This window comes from Gottfriedia endophytica, from assembly GCF_017814275.1.
Taxonomy (GTDB): Bacteria; Bacillota; Bacilli; order Bacillales; family Bacillaceae_G; genus Gottfriedia; species Gottfriedia endophytica.
The window spans coordinates 135,674-143,253 of record NZ_JAGIYQ010000009.1; the positions used below are offsets into that span (position 1 = coordinate 135,674).

Annotated in this window: 8 protein-coding genes; all 8 read right to left on the reverse strand. The window is 32.8% G+C overall.

Going from position 1 to position 7,580, the window contains the following annotated elements; all coding sequences use genetic code 11:
• Positions 1–511: 511 nt before the first annotated feature.
• On the reverse strand, positions 512–823 hold the full coding sequence (locus tag J5Y03_RS13815) for an EscU/YscU/HrcU family type III secretion system export apparatus switch protein (RefSeq protein WP_209406599.1): 312 nt from the start codon (positions 821–823) through the stop codon (positions 512–514).
• Positions 820–2,757: a hypothetical protein gene (locus J5Y03_RS13820; protein ID WP_209406600.1), complete on the reverse strand. Its 1,938-nt coding sequence runs from the start codon at positions 2,755–2,757 to the stop codon at positions 820–822. Before J5Y03_RS13820 ends, J5Y03_RS13815 begins: the two co-directional genes overlap by 4 nt.
• A gap of 12 nt (positions 2,758–2,769) precedes the next feature.
• Entirely contained in the window at positions 2,770–3,534 is a 765-nt protein-coding gene (locus J5Y03_RS13825; RefSeq protein ID WP_209406601.1) for a ribonuclease HII, read from the reverse strand.
• A gap of 110 nt (positions 3,535–3,644) precedes the next feature.
• The gene (gene ylqF / locus J5Y03_RS13830; RefSeq protein WP_209406602.1) at positions 3,645–4,529 is read right to left on the reverse strand and encodes a ribosome biogenesis GTPase YlqF; all 885 of its coding nucleotides are present in this window, start codon (positions 4,527–4,529) and stop codon (positions 3,645–3,647) included.
• 23 nt (positions 4,530–4,552) lie between these two features.
• Complete coding sequence (lepB, locus tag J5Y03_RS13835) at positions 4,553–5,110, reverse strand: signal peptidase I (protein WP_407648442.1); 558 nt, start codon at positions 5,108–5,110, stop codon at positions 4,553–4,555.
• Between the two features lie 140 nt (positions 5,111–5,250).
• Positions 5,251–5,595 (reverse strand): 50S ribosomal protein L19, encoded by a 345-nt coding sequence (rplS, locus tag J5Y03_RS13840; RefSeq protein ID WP_209406604.1) that lies wholly within the window; start codon positions 5,593–5,595, stop codon positions 5,251–5,253.
• A 136-nt stretch (positions 5,596–5,731) separates the two neighbouring features.
• Complete coding sequence (gene trmD / locus J5Y03_RS13845) at positions 5,732–6,472, reverse strand: tRNA (guanosine(37)-N1)-methyltransferase TrmD (protein WP_209406605.1); 741 nt, start codon at positions 6,470–6,472, stop codon at positions 5,732–5,734.
• The gene (gene rimM / locus J5Y03_RS13850) at positions 6,469–6,987 is read right to left on the reverse strand and encodes a ribosome maturation factor RimM (RefSeq protein ID WP_209406606.1); all 519 of its coding nucleotides are present in this window, start codon (positions 6,985–6,987) and stop codon (positions 6,469–6,471) included. The genes trmD and rimM overlap by 4 nt, the downstream gene beginning before the upstream one ends.
• Positions 6,988–7,580: the final 593 nt, after the last annotated feature.

Here is a 7,580-nt window from a genome sequence, read left to right on the forward strand (position 1 = left end):
AGAAATTAATATTCTAATACTTTTGTCTCAAGAAATTGCTTTTGTTAGAAAATAAAGGAATATTAAGTAATATTTTTGTAGAGTTTATTAACTATTCAAGTAATTTCGATAACATTATTTACCTTAGAATAATAATTAACTTATTGACCACTTTTATAATAAATTCTATTTTTGGGGCTGTTTTCGTATATATTGTTGTTATTGTAGAATGCGTTAGTTGATTACAACTCCAGGTTGCTCCCTTTCCGTGGGGCGTGAGCTGAGCCTCCTCGTCGTTAACGCTCCTGCGGGGTCTCAGCCTTCCCGCTATTCCCACAGGAGTCTCGCACCTTCCGCCCGAATCAACTTCTGTCTTTAAAAATAAAATCCAATAAAAACAATCTTTTAAAAAGAGTCATTATTTTTAAAATGTTTTTTTATATGTTATTAATAATCTTAATTGATTTCCCTCCAATCAACTTCTTAATCAACAGTTATTTAAACAAAATAGCCATAATTAAAAAAGTTCGACTTAGATTTCGTCGAACTTTTTTATTGTAAGATTATTTTCGTTCTTTATTTGTTGATCTGCTCTGTAGATTAATGCAAAGATTTCAGCTACAACAGCATATAAATCCTCAGGTATCGTTTGATTAATCTCTAACTTTCCTAAAACTTCTAATAAAGAAGGATCTTCCTGAACTGGGACTCCGAACTCTTTTGCCCTTAAAAGCATTTCATCTGCTATTAATCCTTTTCCTTTTGCCACAACTTTAGGAGCATGTTCTTTCTCAGAATTATATCTTAACGCAACAGCTTCTTTTCTTTTCACTTCTTTCTTCATACAATTATATCCACTCCATGATAAGACTTGCTTGATACTAGGCTACTATTAAACTTAATTTCTTTTATTGTCCCTTCACTTTCAATTGTAAATGGCGAAGTCTTTATAGATGATAACGTAAAATCTAATTTAGCAAGATTTTCTTTTAAGATTGGAGTAGCAGCTTGTACTAGTTCATTCAACTTTTCATGATTATTTACAATATTTACTTGAATTACTCGATTTTGGACAGATACATCTACCATTGTTTCTTTCAATGTTTCTAGTTCTAGATAAAATAATATCTTACAATAATCTGATTGGATTTGTTGATTATTTTTTTCTTGTCCGGTCCATTGAACAGTTAGATCTGTCGCAAAATTATTTAAAAATAACGGGATAGTAGCTGTATATTGTACCTGTGGTCCATCCTGATGGATTGTAACTAACTGCTGTGATGTTATCTTTGTAACAACTTGTTCGATTTTTTCTTTTATACTATTCGGTAAATCAGAATCAAGTGCTTTTAAAGCGATTTCCTTTAAACTAGGAAACTTGTCAATGTTCCAATGATTGGAATCAAATTTAACTTGTTGTAAGTTTTGCTCATATTTAGTACCCATTAAATCTTGAATCGTTCCTAAAGTCGATGGTAGTTTTTCGTTACTAGCTGATTCAATGAAACTTGTAAGAACGTGCAATATATTACTACTTTGACTAAATGTATTATGGTTATCTCCAATTGTAGAATTTAGTATTAGTGATTGTTGTTGAAATTTTGTTAATTGATTAACTTGATCTAAGTTATTTAATTTATTTAAAACATTTGCTGCTATTTGGGGTAAGAACCCCTTATTTTGAATGATTTCTTTTTGAAGTAATCTACTAAACTCAATTGCTTCCTTGTTCTTAAAAAGAACAGGTACTAAAGTAGAATGATCCTCTGTTTTCTGTAAAACAGACTTATCTTGTTTTAAAGATAAATTCTCATCATTGTTGTCAGTATAAACTGTTTGCAAATTTGCTGAAGCTTCTATTTCTTGCTCATTTGCGATAAAAAACTCATTTACTATGGCATCAGGTATTTTATTAAAAAATGATTTAAATTCTTCGAAACTAGGAAACTCTAACACTGAATTAATAAATTCTTTTGCAAGAATAGGTGAGTGCTTTACACTTTGCATAAGTTGCTGACTAACAACCCCTTTAAAGGAATTAACATCTTTTATTTCCTGCCCTGAAAAGCTAGTAGTCCACATTTTCAATTGCTCATCCGTTCCATTTTCACCAAGTAAATTAGTAGCAAGCCCTAGTTGTTGGTCTTGAAATTCACCTATAACTGAGCTATTTTTTATTAATTTGATTATGTCCTGTAGTTGATTAGTTGGATTCGTTGCATTGTTTAATCCAAATTCTAGTTCGTTCAGCAAATTACTTAGTGACAAGTTAACGCCTTCATTCATTGTTGAAAATAATACATTATTTAAAGGTAAATTTTTTTTAAGCAAAAATGAGATCGTATCAAGCCCATTTTGTTTATTGTTGATTTTATTCAAACTATTTAAAATCTCAACTAGTTCATTTTTTGTAATCGGTCGATTCGCCTTTAAATACATCGTTACAACGTCTGAAGCTTCTTGGGACAAAGGTAGATCCAATTCTGATAATATTTGAGACGCCGTTTTAGAATCGTTCTCTTTAAACTCAGAAACTAATTTTAATTGGACTTGTCCATCGACCATACTATTTACTTCAAAATAGTACTTACCTTTGCTAATTGTACTCGCTACAATTGTTGCATCAATCATTTTTCCATTTATCATTACTTTTGCTTTACTGTCTTCCGTAAGCTCCGTAATATTCCCAAGAACGATTTGGCCTTCTTTTAATTCATTCATTGGTAGAAAATATTTATTATTTATTGAAAGTACAGAAGATATCCCTGCATTTGGCATACATCATACACCCTAACTATATTCTTTTATTGGTGCAAATGAACGTCTATGTTCATCGATTATTCCCTTTTCTTTTATTGCATTTAAATGCTCTTTTGTACCATATCCCATATGCTTTTCAAATCCATATTCCGGATATTTTTCTCCTAACTCTTCCATCATCGCATCTCTTGTTTCTTTTGCAAGAACAGAAGCTGCAGCAATACTGATACTATTCGCATCTCCTTTAATAATTGACGTTTGAGAGATAGGTAGTGCTAATTTCATCGCATCAATTAATAGGTGCTGAGGAGATGGATTTAAATTTGAAATAGCTCGTTCCATTGCTATTTTTGTTGCCTCGTAAATATTATGTTGATCAATTTCCTTTGATGTACAAATTCCAATTCCATAAGACACAGCTTCAGTTTTAATTTGTTCAAAGAAGAATTTTCTTTTTCCTTTTGAAAGTTTTTTAGAATCATCAATTCCAATTAAATTTGCATCTTTTTTTAATATTACCGCTGCTGCTACAACTGGACCAGCAAGTGGACCTCTCCCAACTTCGTCAACACCTGCAATCAAGGTTACTCCATTGTTAATCAGGTCTTCTTCATATGCCTGCATCAGTTTATATTTTTCTAAAGCCAATTTTCTTTTTTCTTGATCCTTCATCCATTTTGCAACCAGTTTTTGGACCCCAATCCGTTCATCCATTTTTATCGATCGCAATGTTTCATCGTTTACATCAGAAATAGTCTCTAATATTTCTTTTAGTTCTTTTATCGAATAACCCATAAATAACTCCTTATTTTAAATAATATCGGCAATTTATTTTCTAATTTTACTTTCAAAAGAAAAAAACCTTATCTTTAAAAAAATGAAAAAAGCACGCACGTATGCGCACTTTATTCTTCAATCAGTTCTTCTGTATTTAACATGTCTGGCGTTTCAAAGGTTAAACGCCCTAGTTTGCCTGCTCTTAATTCACGTAAGAATAACTCAGACGTTTTATCATAATCTACAATGCCACCTGCCATTAGACAGCCTCGTTTTTTCCCTATATGATCAAATAATGGTACGATATCCTCTGAATTAAACGTTTCATCATCTAAATCGAAACGCTCCTTCAATATATCTGGATATTTTTCTCTTAAATAGTTTAAAGCAAAAACCATTACTTCTTGTAAATTAATGATACTATCCTTTATTGCACCTGTTGTTGCTAATCTAAAACCAACTTGTTGATCTTCAAATTTCGGCCAAAGAATTCCAGGAGTATCTAACAGTTCAATTTCTTTTCCAACTTTTATCCATTGCTGTGCTTGTGTTACACCTGGGCGATCGCCTGTTTTCGCAATATTTTTCTTTGCTAATTTATTAATCAATGTAGATTTTCCAACGTTCGGAATACCTACGATTAATGCTCGAATCGCTCTAGGTTTAATTCCTTTAGCCTTCATTTTGTCAAACTTTTCTTTTACTAAAAGTTGACATGCTGTAATGATTGCTTTTAATCCTTGTCCAGATTGCGCATCAATTGCAATAGCTTTAACTCCTTGTTCTTCATAATAGGACAACCATTGCTTAGTAGTGCGAGGATCAGCCAAATCAGCTTTGTTTAATAATAACAGTCTTGGTTTATTTGAAATGATTTCATCAATCATTGGGTTTCTTGAAGATGCTGGTACACGTGCATCTGCTAATTCTATGACGACATCAATAACAGAAAGCTTCTCTGTTACTTGTCTTCTAGCTTTTGCCATATGTCCAGGAAACCATTGTATTGTCATGCTGTCACCTACTTATTTTTTCTTTATTTTGCTATTTTCGCTTCTGAAAACGGCCAAAATACAACACTAGCTTTTCCTAAAATTTTATCCATTGGAACTGCTCCAATTATTCGGCTATCTTTACTTACTCTTCTATTATCTCCTAAAACAAATACTTCACCTTTAGGAACTGTTTTTCGTCCTATAACTTCTTCTAGATTGAAATCCTCAGTTAATGGACCATCTGTTGTCTCTTTTTTAAATTCATTTAAATATGGTTCTTTATATGGTTTGCCATTTATGTATAACACATCATTTTTATATTCTACTGTATCCCCTGGTAATCCAATAACACGTTTAATATAGTCTTTCGTTGGCGTTGCATGGAATACGACAATATCAAATCGATCTGGCTGATGTATTTTATAGACAATTTTATTTACGATCATACGACTATGATCCTTTAACGTAGGCATCATTGAAACACCATCAACTAAAACAGGTGTAAATAAAAAGGTTCTGATACCTAATGCTAAAACTAGTGCAATAAATACTGTTTTAATTATATCCCATACTCCACCGTTACTTTCCTTCAATTCGATTCCCTCCTAAATACATGTAAGTCTACATATCAAAGATAACATATTACCAAAATTGTAACGAAATTTCGTTAATTTTTAATGTAAATTTTAGTATAAAATTGTAAAAAAGGAGCTTGTAAGAACAAGCCCCCCTAGGAAAACTATCGAATTTCTTTAATTCTTGCTTTTTTACCAGTAAGTGCACGTAGGTAGTAAAGTTTAGCACGACGTACTTTACCGCGACGAACTACATCTAACTTAGCAATTTTTGGAGTGTGTACTGGGAACGTACGCTCAACACCAACACCGTAAGAAATTTTACGAACAGTAAAAGTTTCGCTGATGCCGCCACCACGACGTTTGATTACTACACCTTCAAATAACTGGATACGTTCACGAGTACCCTCAACAACTTTAACATGTACTTTTACAGTGTCACCAGGACGGAACGCTGGTAAGTCAGTTCTAAGTTGTTCTTTTGTGATATCATTAATTAATTGTTGCATATTTATATGCTCTCCTTCCGACCGATGCTCTTACAAGTACTTTGCTCACAGCGGAACACCGAAAATAAAGGGCCAAAGTCCTCACTTAAGCCACAAGAGATAGTTTAACATAATTAGAATTCATATGCAATATGCATTATTCTTTTTCATTCTTTCCTAATTCTGCTAACCACTTTTCCTCTTGCTTAGTTAGTGGATAACTTTCTAATAAATCTTTTCGACGCTCTAAAGTACGTTTCAAAGATTGTTTTTTCCGCCATTCTTCTATATGCGCATGATTACCTGAAAGAAGTACATCTGGTACCTTATATCCTCTAAACTCAGCTGGGCGAGTATAATGAGGATGCTCCAATAACCCTGTACTAAACGAATCTTCTATTTTTGATGTAGTATTTCCTAGTACTCCAGGTAAGAGCCTTACAACACTATCTGCCACGACCATAGAACCAAGCTCTCCACCAGTTAAAACATAATCGCCAATCGAAATTTCATCAGTCACTAAGTTTTCTCTGATTCGTTCATCATAGCCCTCATAATGACCACAAATAAAAATTAAATGTTCTTCTTTCGCTAATTCCTCTGCTTTTCGCTGCGTAAAACGCTCTCCTTGAGGACACATCAAAATAACTCGTGGTTTCGTATCACTTTGACCTACTAACGTATCAACGGCATCAAAAATAGGTTGTGGAGCTAATACCATACCTGCTCCTCCGCCATATGGATAATCATCAACACTTGAATGTTTATTTGTAGAATACTCTCTAAAATTTACACATTGAAAAGATACTGCTTCTTTTTCTTGTGCTTTTTTTAAGATTGAAGAATGTATTACACCTTCAAACATCTCAGGAAATAATGTTAAAAAATCTATTTTCATGATAGTAATCCTTCCATTACCTCAATTGTTACGATTTTATTTTCTACATCTATCTCTTTAACAATTTGTTCGATATAAGGGATTAATGCATCCTTTTGACCTTTACGTTGAATAACCCATACATCGTTTGCACCTGGAGATAAAATTTCTTTTATTTTCCCTATTTCTTCACCTTCTGTCGTGTTTACAACACAACCGATGATTTCATGATAATAAAATTCATTTTTTTCTAAAGAGTGCTTTTGTTCTTCTTTAATCTTTAATATTCCATTTTTTAACGGTTCAACATCATTTAAAGAATTGTATCCTTCAAGTGTTAATAAATCAAAATTTTTATGGGTACGATGACTTTCTATTTTCACTTCAATTGGGTTTGTTTCGTTTTGTTTGAATAAGTATAAACTATTTCCTTTTTTATATCGAAGCTCTGGAAAATCTGTTCTAGATATAACACGTATCTCACCACGGATACCATGTGTATTTACGATCTTACCTACGTTTAAATACTTTATCATTATCTCACCTATCATTTCTTAATATGTATTATTCATAATTAGTTTAGCCAAATATCAATTAGTATCCAAGTATTTTATTTTAATTTAAATTCTGTTTGATAACTTGTTGCTATTTTAGAATGTGTTAGTTGATTACAACTCCAGGATGCTCCCTTTCCTTGGGGCGTGAGCTGAGCCTCCTCGTCGCATACGCTCCTGCGGGGTCTCAGCCTTCCCGCTATTCCCACAGGAGTCTCGCACCTTCCGTTGTAATCAACTTCTGTCTTTTAAAATAAATATCTCAAAAACAACAATCTTTAAAAAAGAGACATCCATGCTAATAAAAAAACTCTCCACGGCTCATGAATAAAGGAATCATTTTATTAGGATTATCTTTTAAGATGATATTTTCAGGTTAGCCATTAGACAAGAGTAATATTTTTTGTTTCGTATTGAAGCTTCATCTAATCAAATCAATTCTAACTTTAAACAATCGAGTAGGAGGGAGCGACTAACTCCCGACCTCTCACACCACCGTACGTACGGTTCCGTATACGGCGGTTCAAATTAAGTCTGACGCAGAAATTCATATCTTTGATATAGACTTTTAAGAC